Origin of the sequence: uncultured Lutibacter sp. (assembly GCF_947495725.1) — a bacterium.
In the GTDB taxonomy this organism is placed as follows: domain Bacteria; phylum Bacteroidota; class Bacteroidia; order Flavobacteriales; family Flavobacteriaceae; genus Lutibacter.
Genome location: NZ_CANLZZ010000007.1, coordinates 1 through 19,336 on the forward strand (window position 1 = coordinate 1; position 19,336 = coordinate 19,336).

Annotated in this window: 14 protein-coding genes; 3 read left to right on the forward strand and 11 right to left on the reverse strand. The window is 30.3% G+C overall.

What is annotated here, in order from left to right:
• Positions 1 to 140: 140 nt before the first annotated feature.
• The 11 genes from Q0776_RS15000 to Q0776_RS15050 all read right to left on the reverse strand — a co-directional run bounded on the left by Q0776_RS15000 (position 141) and on the right by Q0776_RS15050 (position 16,347).
• Positions 141 to 905 carry an SDR family NAD(P)-dependent oxidoreductase gene (locus Q0776_RS15000; protein ID WP_298369978.1) on the reverse strand — a complete coding sequence of 255 codons (765 nt, stop codon included), beginning with the start codon at positions 903 to 905 and terminating at the stop codon, positions 141 to 143.
• 58 nt (positions 906 to 963) lie between these two features.
• Positions 964 to 2,262, reverse strand: coding sequence for an MFS transporter (locus Q0776_RS15005; protein ID WP_298369980.1), 1,299 nt, complete (start codon positions 2,260 to 2,262; stop codon positions 964 to 966).
• Between the two features lie 147 nt (positions 2,263 to 2,409).
• A complete protein-coding gene (locus Q0776_RS15010; RefSeq protein WP_298369982.1) occupies positions 2,410 to 3,114 on the reverse strand; it encodes a FadR/GntR family transcriptional regulator in 705 nt (234 codons plus the stop codon).
• Positions 3,115 to 3,264: 150 nt separating this feature from the next.
• Positions 3,265 to 4,212, reverse strand: coding sequence for a polysaccharide lyase family 7 protein (locus tag Q0776_RS15015; RefSeq protein WP_298369985.1), 948 nt, complete (start codon positions 4,210 to 4,212; stop codon positions 3,265 to 3,267).
• Positions 4,213 to 4,226: 14 nt separating this feature from the next.
• Positions 4,227 to 5,144: a polysaccharide lyase family 7 protein gene (locus Q0776_RS15020; protein ID WP_298369988.1), complete on the reverse strand. Its 918-nt coding sequence runs from the start codon at positions 5,142 to 5,144 to the stop codon at positions 4,227 to 4,229.
• A 46-nt stretch (positions 5,145 to 5,190) separates the two neighbouring features.
• On the reverse strand, positions 5,191 to 7,251 hold the full coding sequence (locus tag Q0776_RS15025; RefSeq protein WP_298369991.1) for a PKD domain-containing protein: 2,061 nt from the start codon (positions 7,249 to 7,251) through the stop codon (positions 5,191 to 5,193).
• A gap of 22 nt (positions 7,252 to 7,273) precedes the next feature.
• Entirely contained in the window at positions 7,274 to 8,446 is a 1,173-nt protein-coding gene (locus Q0776_RS15030; RefSeq protein ID WP_298369994.1) for a hypothetical protein, read from the reverse strand.
• A 13-nt stretch (positions 8,447 to 8,459) separates the two neighbouring features.
• On the reverse strand, positions 8,460 to 10,055 hold the full coding sequence (locus Q0776_RS15035; RefSeq protein ID WP_298369997.1) for a RagB/SusD family nutrient uptake outer membrane protein: 1,596 nt from the start codon (positions 10,053 to 10,055) through the stop codon (positions 8,460 to 8,462).
• Positions 10,056 to 10,061: 6 nt separating this feature from the next.
• Positions 10,062 to 13,292 (reverse strand): TonB-dependent receptor, encoded by a 3,231-nt coding sequence (locus Q0776_RS15040; RefSeq protein ID WP_298370000.1) that lies wholly within the window; start codon positions 13,290 to 13,292, stop codon positions 10,062 to 10,064.
• Positions 13,293 to 13,668: 376 nt separating this feature from the next.
• Positions 13,669 to 14,046, reverse strand: coding sequence for a cupin domain-containing protein (locus Q0776_RS15045; protein ID WP_298370003.1), 378 nt, complete (start codon positions 14,044 to 14,046; stop codon positions 13,669 to 13,671).
• Positions 14,047 to 14,067: 21 nt separating this feature from the next.
• A complete protein-coding gene (locus tag Q0776_RS15050) occupies positions 14,068 to 16,347 on the reverse strand; it encodes an alginate lyase family protein (protein WP_298370006.1) in 2,280 nt (759 codons plus the stop codon).
• Positions 16,348 to 16,618: 271 nt separating this feature from the next.
• On the opposite strand from Q0776_RS15050, the gene Q0776_RS15055 reads away from it, so the two are divergent.
• From Q0776_RS15055 to Q0776_RS15065, 3 genes are all read left to right on the forward strand, one after another.
• Positions 16,619 to 16,966, forward strand: a complete 348-nt coding sequence (locus tag Q0776_RS15055) for a hypothetical protein (protein WP_298370008.1) — start codon at positions 16,619 to 16,621, stop codon at positions 16,964 to 16,966.
• 71 nt (positions 16,967 to 17,037) lie between these two features.
• On the forward strand, positions 17,038 to 18,282 hold the full coding sequence (locus Q0776_RS15060) for an ATP-binding protein (protein ID WP_298370011.1): 1,245 nt from the start codon (positions 17,038 to 17,040) through the stop codon (positions 18,280 to 18,282).
• Positions 18,279 to 19,334 carry a response regulator gene (locus tag Q0776_RS15065; protein WP_298370013.1) on the forward strand — a complete coding sequence of 352 codons (1,056 nt, stop codon included), beginning with the start codon at positions 18,279 to 18,281 and terminating at the stop codon, positions 19,332 to 19,334. Before Q0776_RS15060 ends, Q0776_RS15065 begins: the two co-directional genes overlap by 4 nt.
• Positions 19,335 to 19,336: the final 2 nt, after the last annotated feature.

Genomic DNA, 19,336 nt, shown 5'->3' on the forward strand with positions numbered 1-19,336 from the left:
CTGAGAAAATCTTAAAAATCCGTGTGGAGCCAATCTTAACATGATTTCTCCAAATGTTACTACTTTTTTCATTTAGTTTATAGTTATATTCTAAAATTGACGCAGTAAACTACGTCAATTTCATATAATGATATTAATTTTTATATTCCTAAAGCTTGACCTCCACCTATTTGAATAGTTTCAGCTGTTATAAAAGATGCATCATCACTAGCTAAAAAAGATACAACAGAAGCAACTTCTTGTGGTTGACCTAATCTTCCTAACATAATGTTATTTTTCCAAGATGCAAAAACTTCTGGTTTAGTTGATTTAATTTGTGCGTGGAATGGAGTATCAATAGTACCCGGAGATACAGCATTAACCCTAATTCCATATTCAGCTAAATCTTTTGCTAATGCTCTTGTTATTGCATGAACTCCAGCCTTTGAAGTACCATAGATTCCTGCTCCAGGTCCACCTGCATTCCAACCTGCATTTGAAGTATAATTAATAATTGAAGCATTTTCTCCCTTTTTAAGGTAAGGAATTGCTGCTCTTGATGCAAAAAATACTGAATCAAGGTTTAAGGCCATTACAAATCTGTAAAATTCAGTTGTCATTTCTTCAAACCTAGATCTTCCACCTAATCCACCAGCATTATTTACTAGTACATCAATTCTACCATATTTTTCACCAATTGCTTTAATATTAGATGATACAGCTTCATCACTGGTAACGTCAAATCCATAATATTCCGCTGGAATTCCTTCAGCAGCAAGTTCAGCTACTCTTTTAGCTCCTTGTTCATCTTCGATACCGTTTAAAACTACAGTGTATCCGTCTTTACCTAATCTTTTTGCTACTTCAAATCCGATTCCTCCTGTAGCTCCAGTAATTACTGCTACTTTTCCTGTTAAATTACTCATTTTCTTGTTTTTATATTTTTGATTTTATATACTTATTTTCTACTTAATTCTATTATTTTTAATTTTTTCCTTTTAAAGCTTCTACTTTAGGAATTAAAATCCAAACACTTGCTAATACAATAAAAGCTAATACCGCTCCAATTATAAATGCAGGTGAATAATTACCTCCCGCTGTTAACATTGGAACTAAAGCCACTAAACCTGCTCCTGTTAATTTGGCAGCGGTTCCTGCAAAACCAGAAAGCGTTCCTACTGTTTTTTTCCCATATAAATCACTTGGTAGTGTTTGTACATTTCCAATTGCAGTTTGAAAACCAAAAAGCACTGCGGCCATAATTAAAACTGCTGCAACAGGAGAACCTGGATTAGATAAAGCTAATAAAGAAGGAAGCATTATAAAACATCCAAGGGTTATTACCATTTTACGAGTTTTATTTACATTCCACCCACTTTTTAATCTATTTTGAGCTAATAGTCCACCAAACCAAGCACCTAACATTGCTCCTACATAAGGAACCCATCCATATAATCCAATTGATTTAACATCCATATTATACACTTCTGAAAGGTATAAAGGAATCCAAAATACAAATAGCCACCAAATAGGATCAATTGCGGCGGATGCAATAATAACTCCCCAACTTTGTTTACGAGAAAGCAATTCTCCAACCGGAGGGTTATATTCATCAACATCTTCAATTGATTCTTCCTTAACTTCTTCTTGCCCACCTAGAATATAATTCTTTTCTTCCTCTGTAAGCCAAGGATGACTTTTAGGTGGCGCCTTAACTAGTACCATCCAAGGAACCAACCAAAGTAGTCCAATAAGACCAATTATAATAAAAATCATTTGCCAACTAAAGTGTACTGTTAGATAAGCAATTGTTGGTATGGCAACAATCCCACCAATAGCTGCTCCAGAATTAAATAATCCCTGAGCAAAAGCTCTTTCACTAGCTGGGAACCATTCTGCATTTCCTTTTGCTGCACCTGGCCAGTTTCCTGCTTCAGAAATTCCTAACAAAGATCTAAAAATAGAAAAACTTAAAACACCTTTTGCGAATGCATGAAGTGCAGTAGATAAGGACCAAAATCCAATTGACAAAACAAAACCAATTCGTGTACCTACTTTGTCAAATATTTTACCAAATATTGACTGCCCAAATGCATATGAAAACATAAATACTACCGAAATCAAAGCATAAATTTCTTTTCTTTCTGTCATTGATTTATCGGGGTATAAATCTTCCGATATACTTGGCCATAAAACAACTAAAGCTTGTCTATCGATATAATTAATAACTGTAGCCAAAGCTATCAAAGCAATTACCCACCATCTTAATCCTTTTACTTTCATTTATTTTAAATTTAAATTCATTTATATTTATTTTCTATTAAAAAAAGATTAATGCGTATTATCAATACAAAATTTCTAGTATTAATTATTTTCAACTATTGTTAAAAATAGATATTGAATATTCGGTTCCTTTTTTAAAACTTATTACTATTCTTCCGCGTTACAATACTGATATAATATATTAAAATGTATATTCATTTTTTCTTTCACCTTAATAGGATCTTGCTCTTTAATAGCTTCAAAAATATCTGTGTGTTCTTGTATTCCAGCTCGTGCTTGATTTTTATCACAAACGTGATAAGTTTCAAAGTTTGTTATAATTTCTGGGGTAATCATCAACATTAAAGTATTTAACGTACTATTACCTGCTGCTTTCGCAATTGCTAAATGAAATAACAAGTCCTCTTGAACGGCATCTTGACCATTTAATACTTTTTCGGAATACGCTTGTAAGGCTTCTTCAATTTGTTTTAAATCACTTTCGCTTCTTCTAACTGCTGCTAATGCCGAAATTTTCAACTCTAATAATATTCTTGTTTCAACTAATGATTTAAAATCAGGATCTTCTAATCTTAAAATATCATCTATCATTCCATTTAAAGCTACACCTCCAATGTTTGCAACGAAAGTACCACTTTGGGGCATCGATTTTAACAGTCCATAAAATTCTAGTTTTTGAATTGTTTCTCGAATATTACTTCTACTTACTCCAAATTTTTCTGACAACATCCTTTCTGACGGTAATTTGTCTCCAGGTTCTAAATTTTTATAATTAATTAAATCTCTAATTTGAGAAATAATTGAGTTTTGAACCTCTCTATTGTCATTTTTTGTTAAAATTTCTATTTTCATATTTCTATAATATTGGTAAACCAGTTTAAGGGGTAAAAATACTAAAAACTATTAGTATTAAAAGTTTTTAAATTCTACCGATAATTTTTAGCCTACCGGTAGAAACCTAAACTCAATTATTATTTAACTTAACTCACTCAAACTTTATTTTTAATGGTTTACTTCTAAACTGTAATAATTCACTTTTGTATAAGCATCTTTATCTTTTGATACCAAATAATTTCCTGCTTTAAAATAATTTTCAAAAACACCCCATTTCTTAATATGAATATCATCATATACTCTGGATTCTGATTCGTTTAAAATTACTTCCATTCTTCCTTCTGAAACTATCACTTCTAACGTAAATTTTTCATGTCCTACGTATTTTGAGAATGTATATCCGTCATCATCTCCCCAAGCATCAGTAGATAAAATTTCTTTATCAGTAGCATTTAAATTTTTTAAAACCTTTGTTTTAACTCTAACATAACCATATGTCCAATATATCTTTAACATTGGAGGTGCATTATTATCATTTTCACCTATCAAATCTCGTTGATTATCTGTTAAACGACCATGGATTTGCATTATAATAGTTCTATGAAACTTACCATCTTCATCTTTAGAAGCTTCAGGAACCGACAAGGTACCTTTCATTCTTCCACCTTGTGCGAATGTCCAATTTGTTTTCCCTCTATCCTCAGGATTTATTAATTCTCTCAATTCGGTTCTTGAGTAAGAGGAATTTGCTGTAGATGCATTGGGATACGTATAAAATACCAAAGCTCCATTAATTGAATCATTGTACATAAAAGGCTTCAACGTTTCATTTGTTGCATAGTTTAAAATCTCTGGAGGTAATACTTCTGTTGGGTTACCAATAGGAAGCGTTACTTTCCAATGACTTAAATCAATATTTGAAAGAACATAATCTTTATCTTCTTCGACCTCTTCTTCTTCGACCTCCTCTTCAATAACCTCTTCAACAATCTCTTCTTCTAATTCGATCTCCTCATTTACTATAGGCGCAATTGTTTCATTATTTGAGCAACTAACCATACTCATTAAAACAAGCACTAGTAATTTAATTGACAAAGTAATTCTATAAAAATGCATTTTTACCATATCTATTAGTGAGAAACACTTAATTCGTAATACCTTACTTTTGAAAAAGCTCCTTCATCCCTTGTTTGAAAATAATTACCAGCTTTAAAGTAGTTTTCAAAAACACCCCATTTTTCCATATGAATATTCTCATATACCTTAAATTCATTATTATTTAAAACAATTACCATTTTTCCTTCTGAGACTTTAACTTCTAATGTGAATTTTGAAAAACCAACTTTTTGTTCAAAATTAAAACCTTCATCATCATCCCAAGCATCTTCATGCAATATTTCAGGTATTGTTGCATTTATATTTTTCAACAATTTTGTTTTAACTCTAATTTTACCATTATCCCAATATATTTTCAATATTGGAGGTGCATTATTATCATCTTCACCTATTAAATCTCGCTGTTCATTAGTTAATCTACCATGAATTTGCATAATAATAGTTCTATGATATTTACCGTTAGAGTCCTTAGTTGTAGCATCTATTGCTAATTTCCCTTTCATATTAGCGCCTTGTTTAAATGTCCAATTGACATTATTATCACCAGGTACCATTTGCTCCCTTAATTCTGAACGTGTATATTTTGTGTTTTTGGTTTTTGAATCCGTTGGCATTGCATGAAATACAATTGCTCCCCTTGTAGAATCTATATACATATAAGGTTTCGCAACTTCCATTTTTGCGAAATTTAATATCTCTGGAGGACTAATTTCAATAGGTTTACCATCTTCATTTGCAACTGGTAACGTTACTTTCCAATGACTTAAATCTATTTTTGGTAATTTAACCTTTTTCTTTTTTTTCTTTTTAGTTCGTTTTTCAACTTTAACATCCGCATCTGTAACGCTACCCTTCTTTGTTTGACAAGTAGCGTTAACAGATAGAAATGCTATAACTAGAATATATAATATTTCTTTTCGGAAGTTATTCATTTTTTATTTTTAATTATTTTGTTTTATTTATGTGTTTGATTAAAATTTAAAATCCTGGTGTTTCAATTGAAATATCATCTAAATATACTTCACTATCTCCACTCACCCCACTAAATGGAACTGCATAGAATACAGCTGTAGAAGTAGTTGCAATAAATGAAAAACTATATTCTTTATATGAATTATCATTACCTGAAACAACATATACTTCGTCACTATTACCTGTTAAGTCACTTTCATCCGCAACTTCATTATTAAGAATGTAAATAGTAAAATCATCTGGTGTTTCCGTTCTTACAAACATCTTAATTGTATATTCTACTCCAACTTCAACATCAAAAGGTTGATAAGCTCTACGCTCTGGTCCACTAAATTTTAAAGCATGTGCACCCGAATTCTCCGTTGTAGTGATACCAGCAGCTTTAACACCTGCACTTGATTTAAGAGCTGAATTACTCCAAGTATAAGGACTTGCAGAACCATCTTTTAAAGTACTTGGAGGAACTGGCTCCCAGGCATCATTATTATCATCTTTATGATTTACAGCCGGATCATAATCATCAATAGTACCATTTTGAATAACCGCAGCAAAAGTTGCAGTAACTCCTGATGGTGAGCCATCTGAATTAAATCCTGGGGTAATAATATCTATATTATCAATAAACACCTCATTACTACTATCAACAGCGTTCTGTGATCTAACATAAATTACAATCTTATCTGAAGTTGCTTCAAAATTAAATGTACTTGTTGTAAATGTATCTTTAGTTGAACTAGATTTATCTTTGTTGTAATCATTATCAATTAAATAATATGCATCGGCAAAATCCATAATATTATCTTCTGAAGTAATTTCAGTATTTAAAATAAATACTTCTGTATTAACCCCCACTGACTCAGATCGTGTATCTATTGTAAAGGTATATGGTACTCCAGGTTCTACCGCTACTACCTGATAAAGACGACGACAAGACTCATTAAGTTTTACTCCTCTACCACCTCCAGCAAGAGGCCCAAATTTGTTTCCATCACCTGAAGATCCTGGTTGTTCATCAGCATCACCACAATTACTCGCAAGCCAATCCGCTAAATCTGAATTATACCAAATCGCTCTGTAAGGACTATCTATAGTATTTCCATCATTATCCTTAACAGTAGAATTAGGTGTCATATCCCAAGCATCTGCATTATCATTTGTTTCTTTTGTCCAATCGTTACAAGTACTATTTTGAACCATAGCCTTAAACGTAGCTTGTACAGCCCCAACTGGAACTGTTTTTGTAATACTTCTTGATACACCTGCAGCATTGGTTGTGGTTAACACAACATCATATGTACCTTCTGCGCCAAATGTATGGGTTGGGTTAATATCTGTTGAGGTATTTCCATCTCCAAAATCCCAACTATGCGATACGGCTAAAATTGAACTGTCTGTAAATTCTACATCAAATCCTCTAGCTTTAAAATCAAAATCTGGAACTGTAGATAAAACTAATCCTTCGATATTTTTACTAACGCTAACTTCAACTCCCAAAAAATTAGTTGCAGTAAGTGTTGCTTCAACCGTTTCATCTGATTTATAGATATATACTGGATTAAAATCTGCATCATCCTCTGTATCCTCAACATTCCATTCTACAATTTCGCCATCACCAAAATTCCAAACTAGTTTACTTGCACCAGTTGTTAAATTCTCAAAAGTTACTTCTGTATCTATAGAACTGAAATTAAAATCTACAGATATTGGCGCTACATATGATGAATCAACAGCTATTAAACCATCCGAACTTGTTGTTGTTAATTTTACAGTATATAAACCACCTTTAGAATAGGTGTAATCAGGATTTGCTTCGTTTGAAGTATTGTCATCTCCAAAATCCCATAAATAAGATGCGGCATCTGTTGAATAACTTCTAAACACAAGTGATAAATTATTATCTGCACTTGTACTTGTAGTAAATAATGTATTTGGCTGAATATTATTTACATTTCCGGTTGGAGGAACGAACTCTTCGTAACCATTATCATAACATGATATAAAACCTAAAAATATAAAAAATAGAGCTAAAACACTTTTATTGAATTTTTTAATTAATTTATAAATCATAATAATAAATTTTAAAGCTTTTTTATTGTTTAACTACTATATCAAATGCATCTAATCTACCTTCAACACCCGAATTAGTTAGTAAAATGATTACTGTTTCATTCTCACCAGCTTCAAATGTTAGCGCATGTTTTTTGAAAACATCATTTACTCTTCCAACATTATTATCTGTTCTAGAAGCGATAATATTTGCTTCTAACTTCGCTTCTTCTAGTGTTGTAGCATTGGTATTTATTATAGAAACTGTAATATCTCCAAAAGTACTAGTATCTAAAGCACTAAAGTATGTTAACACATAAGTTGCACCAGGAGTTACTTCAATTTCTTGATATCCTACTCTTGTTCCATCTGCCGGAAATTTTGCAGCTTGATAACCATCTGGAAGTATACCTAATACAGATTTCGTATTTATTTGAAATACACTACCCCATGCACTACTACTAGGAGCTCTCCAAGAGTCTCTACCGTCACCAGTACCATCAAATAAGGTACCATCATCAAAACCTGGTTCACCAATTTCGGGAACTGGAATAGTTGGTACAGCTTGATTTACGGTAATTAATTTTTCAGTATAATCTGATTTTCCAAGGTTATCCGTTACGGTTAAACCAACAGTATACTCGCCTGGTCCAGGAAAAGAAATAATTAATTCTTGATCTTGTAATGTTGCAGGTCCTAGATTAGCAATTTGACTTTCTATATTAGTAACATTTTGCAATGTTTCTTCAGAAAGTGCCGCCTCTGCCCCAGCTAATTGAATATTAAGAGCCTCTATTTCATCTTCTATTATATCAATTTTATCTTGATTAGATTCACAAGGTAATTTAAATTCTAGTTTAGCAATTTGACCTTCTAATGCTCTAACAGAAGCCAACTCTGCTTCAATTGTTTGTTCCAAGATTGGTAAATCTTTATTAATTAAAGTTACACCATCTGATGGAGAAACTGTCCATTCATAGTATATACCATTTACTGCTAAATTTGAGCCTGCTTTATAATTATATTCATATTTAGCCCACAATTCAACATCGTCACAGTTAAATTCTGAAGAAGTAACATCAGTTACGTTATAAAATGGTGTTGGCCCTGTTATATCTTCCAAATCACCAACCTCAGCTAAATCGTTGCTGACACAAGAAGTTAGAGATACAATTGTACCTAAAACTATTATTATATTGAACACTTGTTTTTTCATAATTATAAGATTTTTAGTATCCATCATTTTGTTTATAAAAATTAGGTAAATTATCTATTTCTCTTTGAGGGAAAGGAAGATATTTTTTTTCTGCTGTATAAAACAAACTGTTTTGATTTGAAAACTCTTGTAAAACTTCATCTGCAACATTAAATCTTACTAAATCATACAAACGTTGATTTTCATATACAAATTCAACTCTTCTTTCATCTAATAAAGCTTGCTTTGTTAAATTAGCAACTTCTTCAAGACCTGCTCTTTTTCTAACTTTATTAAAAGCATCAATAGCTCTAGAATCCGTAGTACTATCACCACCATTTAAGATTGCTTCACAATACAATAACAACACATCTGCATATCTTAAAACTATCCAGTCATTATCTCCAATTTCACCTTCAGTTGGGAATTTAGCGTTAAATGTATCGTTTGTTTCAAGTGTTGGATTATATGACAGCGCATCTATACTAGCATAAAATCTTACAGGTTGCAACTCTGGAGTCATAACTTTTAAAAAGTCAAGTGTGGCAATATTTATACCGTTAGATGGTCCTTGTAGGGTCATGGCAAAACTATGAGATTCTGAATCCGTTTCTACTTGGTCATCTAAACCACTATCACTTGTTGTATAGTTATCACTACTTACTAAATCATAAGCAATAGCAAAAATTACTTCATCATTAATTTCTAAAGCTGGACTATTTGACCAAGAACCGTCAAGCACTCCATCTGTATATCCATCAGATATATCATTTCCAAATACATGTCCATAATCCATTACTAAATTTGCATAATATTCGGCATCTGTTAAAATGTCGACATTAACATCTAACGGATCTGCATTAAATTCAAACTGATCTGCATCATCTCTTTCTGTAAAAATTAAATCGTAATTATAAGTGCCACTATTTTCTATAACAGATGCTAACAAAAGTTCTGCTTCAGCATAATTAGGATTAGGCTGACTTAAATATGCTTTTGCAGCTAAACAAATAGCAGCACCTTCAGAAGGTCTATATCTATTTTGAACTCCTCCATTTAAATAAGCAATTGATGTTTTAAAATCACTAATAATCTTTTCATACACTATTGCTTCTGGTAGCTGTGGATAATCTAAAGCCTCATTTTTAGTAATGTCTAAAACTTTATCTACATAAGGAACATTTTGATATGCTCTCACCAAGTTAAAATGACATAAAGCTCTCATAAAATAAGCCTCTCCAACGGTGTATTGTTGAGATTCTGGCACTAAAAACCTATTATCAATAATTGTATTAGCATGTTTTATGGTAGCCATATTATTAGAATAATAAGTAGCTACATCTCCATTATTAGGGTCTACATTATATGCATTAAAAGCTGGGAAATTTCCATTTTCTGAATTAGCTCTAACATTATCTGATCTTAATTCGGTTAATAAGAATTCATTTGCAGGAATTTTTTGATAAGCATCTAAAACTCCGTTAGATAATAATTCAAATCCGTTGTCCGTTTGCAATAACTCCTCTATCGAAAGTGCAGTAGGGTTACTTAGGTCAAATTCTTCCTCACAACTTGTAAATAAAGCCACAAAAGAAAAACAAACTATTATATGTTTATATATTTTTTTCATAATTAATTAAAATTGAAAGTTAATCCCTGCTGAAATTGTTCTAACTACTGGACCATCACCTCTTTGATAACCTGCCGTTAATGGTGTATTAGCGTTATCTGAAGTTTGACCAGCCGCATCTGGGTTAAATCCTTCATAACCAGCAGCGGTAAAGAAAAGTAAATTTTCACCTGTTACATAGAATCTTAATCTATTGATATTATACTTAGAAGTAAACGATTCAGGGAATGAATATCCGAAAGTTAAACTTCTTAAAGCTAAATATGAAGCGTCTTGTATATGATCATCTGTAAATCTTCTATGAACTGTTAAATCTCTATCAGGAAAATTAGCCATCTCATTAACAGATGATTCACTTGCGTAATACAATTGGTCTAAATCGGCTACTCTAACTTCAGCACCGTGAGATCCTTGCCATTGAAATGAGAAATCAAAATCATGTAAAGTAAAATCGGAATTGAATCCATAAGTAAAATCAGGATAAGGACTACCTAACTCTGTTCTATCTTCATCATCAATAATTCCATCATTATTCAAATCTTTCACATATACATCAGCAAAATCATTATTAAACCTGTTAAACGGACTATCTACCCATTCTAATGGAATTTCTTTATCATAAACCCAACCATAAAATGAAGTTATTGGCTGCCCAACTCTTGCTATAAATTCTGTAGGTCTAGTATCTTGATCAATTCTTGAAATAATTTGTTCGTTATTTCCTAAACTTACTACTTCGTTTCTATTTAAAGTAAATTGACCTGAAGCTACCCATCTAAAGTTTTCATTAGATATTATTCTGGAACTTAATTCTAGCTCAATACCTTCATTTTTAACTTCACCTATATTTTGTAACCAATTATCTGTACCATAAGTGGCCGATGCTGGTGCAAAAAGAATTAAATCTTCACTTGTTCTTGTATAGAAATCTGCTGTTAAATTTAAAATACCTCTACCAAATATTACATCAATTCCAGGGTTAAATTCTATTAATTTTTCCCAACCTAAATTTTGATTTGCTAATGTAACTCCTTTAACACCCGTTTCTCCATTATAACCAATGGTACTAAATGTTTCTTCAAATCTATATAGTGATTGAAATACATCGTTTGATATTTGATTAGAACCTGAAATACCATAACTTGCTCTAACTTTTAAAAATGATATTAAATCACTTTCTGATAAAAAATCTTCGTTAGACAATACCCAACCAACAGAAGCTGCTGGAAAAAATCCAAATCTTGTATTTGCTCCAAATCTTGTACTCCCATCTGTACGAGCAGATAATTGAACTAAATATTTTTCGTCATAATTATAATCTAATCTCCCAAAATATGATACTAACTTATCAGTTCCATTATTAGTAAATGTAGTTCCTCCATCTGCAAGAGCAATATTGTTATTAAAATCATCCGTATAACCAACAGCTTCCGATTCTTGTGTATAAAAATCTCTTTGCGTAAATTCAAAACCTAATACTGAGTTTAAATTATGTTTTCCAAAACTTTTCTTATATTTTAAAATTGATTCAAATGCATATTGATTTAATTCATCTCTACTTTCCAATCGATATGCTTCTTGATCTCTATTTTCTTGACCATATAAATAATCATTATCGTTTGCCTTTTGATGTCTAAATACTCCTGAAATAGACTGCCTAAAGTTAAGCCCTTTTGCTAATTCAAAATCAACATAAGAAGATGCATTTAAACTAAATTTCTGTCTTTTTCTAGATCTTTCTAAAAAATGTACTAAAGGATGAACATTTTTTGTAGTTGACAATGTTAGTCCTCCTGAAGTTAAACCACTTACCAATGGTAACCCTGTGCTAGGATCTCTAGCTATTGCTCTAGGATTATCTGGATCTACTGTAAATACATGATCAAAAGCTCTTGAAAACCCATAACTTCCTACACCTAAATTTTCAAATAATTTACCTGCATCTGTTGAAGCACCAACTTCTGTAGAAAAAGGTGTTACATATTTTAAATGTTCTTCTGTTAAATATAACGGTACATGTCCATATTGCCTTAACGGATCTGTAAATCTAGCTGGTAATTTATCTTGGTCATTATAATTTGCACTAAGATTAACTCCATACTTTATTTTTTTGTTTTTTGATTTACTATCAACTTTAATTCTTGCATTGTATTTCTTAAAATTATCTGTTAATGCAATACCTTCATCTTCAAGAAAACCTAAAGAAGCAGAATAACTAGTTAACTCAGTTCCTCCACTTACTCCAAAAGAGTGATTCTTTATCATACCGCCATCAAAAACTTCATCTTGCAAGTTTTTTTCACCACCAGATAATGAAGCTAAAAATTCCATAGCTTCCAACTCTGCATAAGCAGTATTATAATTTCTATTTACTCTATCATAATTACCGCTATCAACTGAAATTGCACTAACCACATCCTGTAATCCATCTAATCTTGCTCTTTCTTGAGAAATTGAAGTATTAAAGTTGTCGTTATTTGTAGCATATTTATACCCCATAAACGTATTGTATGAAAATCTTGTTTTACCAACAATACCTTGTTTAAGGTTAACCAATATTACACCATTAGCACCACGAGAACCATAAATTGCAACAGAAGAAGCATCTTTAAGAACACTTATTGACTCAATATTATTATTATCAATTGAACCTAAAATATCAGATTCTGTTCCCAAAACAACTCCATCAACAACAATTAATGGTGCCGAAGATCCTGTAATAGAACCTGGCCCTCTCAACGTAATTTTAGGATCTCCCCCTGCTTCCGAATCCACTACTTGAATTCTTAAACCTGCTACTTTTCCTTGAAGAGCACTCTCTACACGAGATACAGCAACATCCTGCAGGTCTTCTCCAGAAACTTTAGTTAAGGCACTTGTAACGTTTTTTTGTTTTTGATCACCATACGCAACTATAACAACCTCATCTAGTACACTCGCAGACTCTTCTAGTATTATAGACAATACTTTTTGATCCACAATAGGAAATAACATAGTTTTAAACCCAAGAAAGGAAACTTCCAATACGTCTCCTTGTTTCACTTTTAAAGCAAAATTCCCGTCAAAATCTGTAGACGTTCCATTTGTTGTTCCTTTAATTATAATATTAACTCCTGGAACTGGCAAATTATCGGTTTGAGATACTACTGTCCCCGTAACTGTATAGTCACTTTGAGCAAAAACACCAATATTGATTGCCAAAATTAGCATTAGAGTTAGCCGAATTTTTAAACTCATAATTTATTTTTTTATGTTAAGTGTTTGATTTAATTTATTTTTAAGATAAGTTAATGTCTACGATTTACACTTTATAAATCTTTCACTTAAAAAAAATCTTAAAAATAATTAGTTTTTATATTTTAATTAAAACTTTATTTACCTATTAGCGTAATGAATAATTTGGTTTTTCAAACTGGTTAACCAATCTGGATAACCAAAGATAAGTTAAATTGTAGTTAAAAAAAAATAAAATCAAAAATATTTTAAATTAACTTCTTTATTTACAAAATTAATCAGCATAATCCGTTTAAATTTTATTTAACTTACTATTTAAAGTACTAATATGGTCTTAAACTAGTATTTGATAAATTCTCGAATAGAGTTAAAATATTTTCTACGACTCTTTATCTCCAAAATAAGATACCCCATCACCACTTAAGAAATCTTCTCTTACGGGACTAAATGTGTCTATTAGAATACCTTCTTCCAAACAAACTGCACTATGTAATAAATTAGGCTCAATATATACTCCATCACCTGCTTCTACAATTTTCTTTTCTCCATCAATTTCAAATTCGAATTTACCTGAAACACAATAGGTAGCTTGCGTGTGAAAATGTTGATGTGGTGAACCCAATGCACCTTTATCAAATTTTACCTGTACCATCATAATTTGATTATCATAACCCAAGAACTTTCTTGCTACTCCTCCTCCAAGTTCTTCCCATTCCATTTCTTTTGCTATGATGTACTTTTCACTAAATCGTTTCATAATTTTATAATTTAATTGATTTTAATTAATAACTGAGTAATAATATGGCCCTATCCATTGATAGGTATTTTTGTTTATTTCTATTGAATGCTTGCCTTTTTTTGATGCATTTTCATTTGAAATAATGAAAATACTTTGTTTGCCTTTTTTTGTATTAATTTGAACTGCTGTGTATTCTTTTGAATTATAAACAACCGCTATTTGATCTATATTACTATATGAATTTACAGCTAATTCGGACACAGGAGAATAAGTTCCGTGTGATTCTATTGTAGAAACAAACAACGCATCCTTTACATTCTTTTTTCTTAAAATTAATGTTTGTTCATTTCGTAAATTATAATCTGGGTCATTAGCTCCAATTCTACCCAAAATAGCTTCGTCTTTATTAAAAGTTACAGCCGAATACGTATAAAACTTATTGTTTAACAACCAGTTTAATTTTATATTCTCTCCATTTACAACGGAACTAGCCTCTTTGTACAAATGCTGATATCCATCAGAATTCCCTAAAATTTCTGGTGTAATTAATTTATTATAGTCAAAATTAGTTTGCATAATATGACCTTTGAAATAAAATGGTAAGTCATATTGATTTGAACTATTAGAATTTACTTGCATAATATCCAACACATAAGGGTTAACGTAATCTTCATCCTTAATAGTTACCATGGTTCTATGAATCTTAGTTCCTGGATATGCATTTTCTTCTTTAGCACTAGCAACTTGTAAATTTTCATTTTCTACATTAAATATATATGTATTGGAATGATGCTTACTTCCAATATCATATTTCCCTTTAAATTGAGATTTTTCATTTTGAACCAATGTATTATGCGCTATACTTTGTTTAGACCAAGTTGTATTCTCTTTAAGATAATTTCCTCCTCCTTTTTGCTCAATATTTACAAAACGACTCATTCCGTAATCTTGTATCACTTCAGTGCCATCTTCAAATAATGCAAAAGATAATTTATCGAAATGGCCATGACTTAAACCATGGGCTGTATATTTAAAAACCAACTCTATATTACCACTGCGCAAAATTCCTACGGCGCCTTCGTCTCCATTTGCACCATCTGATAATTCAATAGATTTTTTAACAAAAGGTTTTTCTTTACCTTCTTTTATTCCAAGAGCAACAGCTAAGCCTGCATCATCAAGTGTAACTTCATTTTGCATTTTTGCAATACTTAATAATTCTGGATTATTCCCTCCAAAATGATACCCTATATCAACAGTTGATACTAAAGAAGCATTAAAATATGACATGCCTTTTTGAGCATCATTTAATAAAAAAAACTCACCTTTAGCATTCGTTAAATTTAGTAAGGCATTAACACTTTTTAATAACACACTATCTTTATATGAAAACACTTTTTGTTCAGGTTTTATATTTTGATATGCTTGTGCAAAAATTAAAAATGGATATGAAGCATAACGCTGATAATATGGTCCTTCAGTAAAATACCCATCTGGTGAAAATGGCTCGTCTACATTGGCGAAAAAACCAATTTTTTGACCATCTTTTCTAATGTAACCTCCATCATTATCCTTTTCATCTGGATTAAAATTATCTACTTTAACACCATTTAAGGCTCTATCTAAAAGCTCATCATCATCCATAGCCAATGCAATCATCCCAACAGCTGCATTTCCCCAAGTGGCATGATTATGTACTCTGTTAAAAAACTGTGGATTATCTTTAGATATATAATCGGCAAAAGGCTTAAATAAATCTGTTTCTAACGTTTTACGTTCTTCTTCTGATAAATAATTATAAATACAATCATAAGCTTGACTTGTATATACCAACCAATTAGAATCGTTTAAACATTGCCAAAATACTTTACCTCTTGCATATGATCGAGGCTTAGGATGTATAGGCCATGTTGGATACTGTTTTGCATACTCAAACAACATGTCTTTAACATATTTAGCATATTTAGCATCATCAAGAATTTGATACAATACACCTGCTTTCTGCATTACTACATAATTTTTTTTATGCGTTTCGTGTGTATATCCTCCCGAATAATCTTTTGGAACTGGAACATCAAATCCTTTTGAAATTTCTGCATCAACCACTTTTTTAGTTGAAGCTAAGGTTTTATCGAAAATCGGTATTTGCCCTATATTGGCTCTAATATCTTTTACTCCTTGTTTAGTTAAAATTAATTTAGGATGTTCGGATGTTGTTTTGGCTTCTGTAACAACCTCTGATTTGTTTTCACAAGATACAGCTACCAAAAAAATGATAATTATTACAACTTTGAATACTAGTAAGTTTTTTATTCTCATTGTTTATTTATTAAAATGAAATTTCAATTGAAACTAGTAACAAAATGAGTAAATATTTATCTCAACTTAATTGGTTTACCAGTTTGGTTCACCAAATATATACAATATTGTTAAGTAAACAAGCTTTTGTTTATAATTTTAACAATAAAATACACTATATTAACCTTTCGATTTGAGAATTTACACCTTTCAAAACACTTTAGGTTAATTAATAACATTATTAAGAATAGTTTTAGAAAAACTATCTTTGATCAAAATTTATTTTTAATAAATGGATGTTACAGACTTAATTGGTGAATATACTCTTACTGGAACAAATCAGGATTCTGAAGCTACTAAATACAAAGGTATTCTTAAGCTAAGTTTAAATGAAAATTCTAAAATTATTGCTGAATGGACTATTAATAATGTTCAAAAACAATATGGAATAGGCTTTTTTAAAAACAACATATTAGTTATTAATTTTTACTACTTAGACGAAAACAATAAAAAATATAAAGGTGTTGTTGTTTATCACTTTTTAACAAAAGATATTTTAGATGGGTTTTGGAGTGAAAAACACGCTAACCAAAAGTATTTAGGTATAGAACAGTGTTTTAGAATTAAACCTTATAATTAATAACTTAAAAATAAGGTTTTTAACTTTTTTTTTACGAAATTTAAGGTACAATTGATAAAAAACGCAAATTTATGTTTTTTCAAAATCGAAATATTTTCAATATTCTTTTTGAAGCCATACCTGAAGGCGTAATTATTGTTGATAAAAATAGAACAATTATTGTGGCAAACAGTTCAGTTGAAAATATGTTTGGCTACAAAAAAGGGGAACTTACCAATAAGAATTTAAACATTCTAATTCCCGAAAAACACCATTTAAATCACAATAAAAACTTTTCAAATTTTATTCAAAAAAATAACATTAGCAAAATTAATCACAATTCGAATTTAATTGGTGTAAAACAAAACAAGGATGAATTTCCTGTTGAAATTGGCCTAAACCCTTTTAAAATAAATGATGATTATTATATTATTGCCTTAATAATTGATATTACTTCTAGAAAAGAAAATGAACAAAAAATTGAAGAATTAAACTTAGATCTAGAGAAAAAAATTTCTCAACGAACCACGGAATTAAATAAAACTATAAAAAAGCTAAAACACCTAAATTTAGATTATCTAAAAGAAATTGAAAAACGTAAAGTAGCGGAGAAACAATTAAAAAAATCCTTAAAAAAAGAACAAGAATTAAACAATCTTAAAACAAAATTTCTCTCGTTAGTTTCTCATGAATTTAAAACACCTTTAAGCGGAATTTTAACATCAACCATACTTTTAGATAAATATCAATTAACTGAACAACAAGAAAAACGCAATAGACATATTAAAACTATTACTAGTAAGGTTCATTATTTAAATAATATTTTAAACGATTTTCTTTCAATTGAGCAACTCGAATCGAGCAAGGTTAATTATAAATTTAAAAAATTTAATTTAAGCAAAATTGTTAACGAGGTTGTTTATAATGCTAATACATTACTAAAAAATGGACAACATATTACTATTCCTAATAATGTAGAAGAGTATATTTTATTTCAAGACGAAAAAATTGTTGAACTTATTTTAACAAATTTATTATATAATGCCATAAAGTATTCACCTGAAAATTCAAAAATTAAATTAACAATATCTTCAACCAAAAATCATTTACAACTAAGTATTATAGACGAAGGAATTGGTATTCCTAAGAATGATCAAAAATATATTTTTAATAGATATTTTAGAGCTGAAAATGTTTTAAACACCCAAGGTACTGGAATTGGTTTAAACATAGTACAAACACATATTCAAAATTTAGGAGGGTCAATTCAATTTAAAAGCGTTGAAAACTTTGGCTCTACATTTACTGTTAAACTTCCAATAAATAATAAGCTATGAAAAAAATATTATTAATAGAAGATGATATTGTTGTTAGAGATAACACCGCCGAGCTTTTAGAATTAGCAAATTATAAAGTTATTACAGCAAGTAATGGTAAAATTGGTATTGCTAAAGCACAAAAAGAACTACCCGACCTAATTATATGCGATATTATGATGCCTGAACTAAATGGTTATGGTGTGCTTCAAATTTTATCAAAAGATAGTTCTACCAACCAAATACCATTTATTTTTCTTTCTGCAAAAACGGAGCACAAAGATATACGAAAGGGAATGGATTTAGGAGCCGATGATTATATTACCAAACCATTTGATGAATCGGAAATATTTAGCGCCATTGAAAGTAGATTTGCAAAAGTAGCTTTGTATAAAGAACTTAAAAACAAGAAAATAAAACAAAAAACCAGTTTTAACCAAGACAAAATTAAAACCATTGTAAAACTAAAAGATTATTTTACAGAAAATTTAAAAGAGTACTTATTTAATCCAAATGAAATAATTTTTAAAGAAGGCGAAAATTCAAATTTTATTTACTTATTAATTTCGGGTGTTGTTAAAACCTTTAAAATTGATGAATATGGTAAAGAGTTAATAACTTCTTTAAGAAAAAAAGATGATTTTTTTGGGTTAACATCATTTTCACAAAATATACCATATCAAGAATCAGCTTCGGCAATAGAAAAAACAAAAGCTTTTCGTATTTCGAAAAATGAATTTCAAACATTATTAGAAAACAACCATAACTCAAACTTAGAACTAATTGATTATTTATCTGAAGATGTTTCAGAAATTAAAGAACATTTATTAGAAATGGCTTATTGTTCTGTAAGAAAAAAAACAGCAAATACCATTTTACTTTTTTACGAAAAAATAAAAACACATTACAACAATCAGCCAAAAATATCTAGAAGTGATTTAGCAAGTATTGCCGGTATAGCAACTGAAACATTTATTAGAACACTATCTGATTTTAAAAAGGAAGGAATTATTGATATAGAAGGAAGAAATATTAAAATAGTAGACATTGAAAAATTAGAAAAAATAAAATAATA

Excerpts from the sequence above, each read along its gene's own strand:
- Q0776_RS15000 (WP_298369978.1), bottom strand. The coding sequence starts at position 905 with ATGAGTAATTTAACAGGAAAAGTAGCAGTAATTACTGGAGCTACAGGA.
- Q0776_RS15005 (WP_298369980.1), bottom strand. The coding sequence starts at position 2,262 with ATGAAAGTAAAAGGATTAAGATGGTGGGTAATTGCTTTGATAGCTTTG.
- Q0776_RS15010 (WP_298369982.1), bottom strand. The coding sequence starts at position 3,114 with ATGAAAATAGAAATTTTAACAAAAAATGACAATAGAGAGGTTCAAAAC.
- Q0776_RS15015 (WP_298369985.1), bottom strand. The coding sequence starts at position 4,212 with ATGCATTTTTATAGAATTACTTTGTCAATTAAATTACTAGTGCTTGTT.
- Q0776_RS15020 (WP_298369988.1), bottom strand. The coding sequence starts at position 5,144 with ATGAATAACTTCCGAAAAGAAATATTATATATTCTAGTTATAGCATTT.
- Q0776_RS15025 (WP_298369991.1), bottom strand. The coding sequence starts at position 7,251 with ATGATTTATAAATTAATTAAAAAATTCAATAAAAGTGTTTTAGCTCTA.
- Q0776_RS15030 (WP_298369994.1), bottom strand. The coding sequence starts at position 8,446 with ATGAAAAAACAAGTGTTCAATATAATAATAGTTTTAGGTACAATTGTA.
- Q0776_RS15035 (WP_298369997.1), bottom strand. The coding sequence starts at position 10,055 with ATGAAAAAAATATATAAACATATAATAGTTTGTTTTTCTTTTGTGGCT.
- Q0776_RS15040 (WP_298370000.1), bottom strand. The coding sequence starts at position 13,292 with ATGAGTTTAAAAATTCGGCTAACTCTAATGCTAATTTTGGCAATCAAT.
- Q0776_RS15045 (WP_298370003.1), bottom strand. The coding sequence starts at position 14,046 with ATGAAACGATTTAGTGAAAAGTACATCATAGCAAAAGAAATGGAATGG.
- Q0776_RS15050 (WP_298370006.1), bottom strand. The coding sequence starts at position 16,347 with ATGAGAATAAAAAACTTACTAGTATTCAAAGTTGTAATAATTATCATT.
- Q0776_RS15055 (WP_298370008.1), top strand. The coding sequence starts at position 16,619 with ATGGATGTTACAGACTTAATTGGTGAATATACTCTTACTGGAACAAAT.
- Q0776_RS15060 (WP_298370011.1), top strand. The coding sequence starts at position 17,038 with ATGTTTTTTCAAAATCGAAATATTTTCAATATTCTTTTTGAAGCCATA.
- Q0776_RS15065 (WP_298370013.1), top strand. The coding sequence starts at position 18,279 with ATGAAAAAAATATTATTAATAGAAGATGATATTGTTGTTAGAGATAAC.